This is a genomic window from Janthinobacterium sp. CG_23.3 (genome assembly GCF_046115965.1).
In the GTDB taxonomy this organism is placed as follows: Bacteria; Pseudomonadota; Gammaproteobacteria; order Burkholderiales; family Burkholderiaceae_D; genus Janthinobacterium.
The window spans coordinates 1-1,616 of record NZ_JBJXIB010000256.1; the positions used below are offsets into that span (position 1 = coordinate 1).

The 1,616-nt window shown below is 61.0% G+C and carries 4 protein-coding genes; 2 read left to right on the forward strand and 2 right to left on the reverse strand.

What is annotated here, in order from left to right; translation table 11 throughout:
- Positions 1–111 precede the first annotated feature (111 nt).
- On the forward strand, positions 112–342 hold the full coding sequence (locus ACFDR9_RS27600; protein WP_409033064.1) for a hypothetical protein: 231 nt from the start codon (positions 112–114) through the stop codon (positions 340–342).
- Between the two features lie 107 nt (positions 343–449).
- Positions 450–1,217 carry a ParA family protein gene (locus tag ACFDR9_RS27605; RefSeq protein ID WP_017875770.1) on the forward strand — a complete coding sequence of 256 codons (768 nt, stop codon included), beginning with the start codon at positions 450–452 and terminating at the stop codon, positions 1,215–1,217.
- 13 nt (positions 1,218–1,230) lie between these two features.
- Here ACFDR9_RS27605 and ACFDR9_RS27610 read toward each other — a convergent pair whose 3' ends face one another.
- Positions 1,231–1,446 carry a hypothetical protein gene (locus ACFDR9_RS27610; protein WP_157406921.1) on the reverse strand — a complete coding sequence of 72 codons (216 nt, stop codon included), beginning with the start codon at positions 1,444–1,446 and terminating at the stop codon, positions 1,231–1,233.
- Positions 1,433–1,616: hypothetical protein (locus ACFDR9_RS27615; RefSeq protein ID WP_409033065.1), on the reverse strand; the 184-nt coding region annotated here is incomplete at its 5' end. The genes ACFDR9_RS27615 and ACFDR9_RS27610, both read right to left, overlap by 14 nt.

A 1,616-nucleotide genomic window follows, 5' to 3' on the forward strand; every position in this document is an offset into this window, starting at 1 on the left:
ATCTGGCTTGGATTGAAGGATGTTCACGTGGCGGCGGAAACGATACGCACCCTACGCGAAATGGGGGCGCTCAAGAGTTGTGTATAACGAGGTGGATTCAAGGATATCGAGGTGCGGGCGGTCGAGGCGCCGTTCATATTCGAGTCGGTCGCCCAGTACCTGGATTTTGCGCGCGCCTTGATTCCCGCGTCGATTAATAAAATTATCGCCGAAGCTTGTGATGCCGCGACCGTCGAGGCGCTCTGGCAGAAGCTTGGCATACGGGTAAAGGAGTTTGAAACCGCGAGCGGCACGCTGTCGATTAAGTCGAGCGCTTTCTGTATCGGCGCGACCAAGCGCTAAGGATGCCGGCAACGCCGCTGCCGCCGCGAGCGTGAATTGCCAATAGCATTGCTCCGCGTGATACATTAGTGCCAAGGACGCAGCCGCGGCTTTGGAGGGAGGCGAGCTTGAGCATTGTCACGATTTTCAATCAAAAGGGCGGCGTGGGCAAAACCACCACCGCCGTCAACCTGACCGCCGCGCTGGCGCGGCGCGCGCGCAATCCCTACTGCATCGACCTCGACCCGCAGGCCCAATTCAGCGCCATCAGCGGCGTGCGCGCGTGCGACGGCGACGCCACGGTGCTGGCCCTGTTCCAGCGCAACCGCCCGCTGCGCGAGCTGATCGTCACGAGCAACAACGGCGGCAGCATTATCCCGGCGCACCTCGAACTGTCCAAGGTCGACACCCTGTTCGGCAAGGGCTATAACGTGGTCAACCGGCTCAACGCCGCGCTGCGCGCCGAGCATTTCATCGACGAGCCCTATCCGGTGTTGATCGATTGCAGCCCGCTGATCGGGGTAATGGCGCTGAACGCCATTTTCGCCTGCCAGGGCGTGATCATCCCGGTGTCGGCCGACCACCTGTCGGCGCGGGCCGCGCTGCAAACCGAGAAAACCCTGAAGGCGCTGGAGGTGGTGCTGAAGCGCCGGGTGCCGCGGCGCTATCTGATGACGCGCTTCGACAGCCGCCGGCGCATGGCGTGGGAGGTGCAGCAGATGCTGGAGGAGAAATTCGGCAGCGAGGTGTGCCGCACGCGGATTTCGGAAAACGTCAGCCTGGCGGAAAGCCCGGCGCATAATATGACGGTGTTCCAGCACGCGCCCAGCAGCCGCGGCGCGCAAGACTACGACGCCCTGCTCGACGAATTGCTGGCCGACGGTTTTATCGTTTGAGCGGATCGCCGTCTTAACTGTCTTTTGAAATCAAGGTCAGGATGTCCTCGATCGAGGTGGCCTGCCATATCTTCTCTTCGGTATTTTTCGTCACGCAGCGCAGCACCGTGCAAAGCCGGTACATTTGCATCAGCTTGCGCTCGGCGTCGGGCTGGTCGCGCCCGGCGATTAATATGCTGTCGATCTTTTGCCCGTAGCGGGTCTGCACCGAGAAATCAAATTTCAACATCGGGTTCCCCTTCATGGAGGCTGACCGCCATTATGCGCCGAAATTGCCGCTGCGCAAGCTTGGACTGGTATTCCATCAGGGCGATTGCATGAAGGATCAGATGGCCAGGCCCAACACCTTGCCAAGGTAGTCGGCGTTCCAGCCCGCCTTTAGGCGCTTGGAGGCGACGC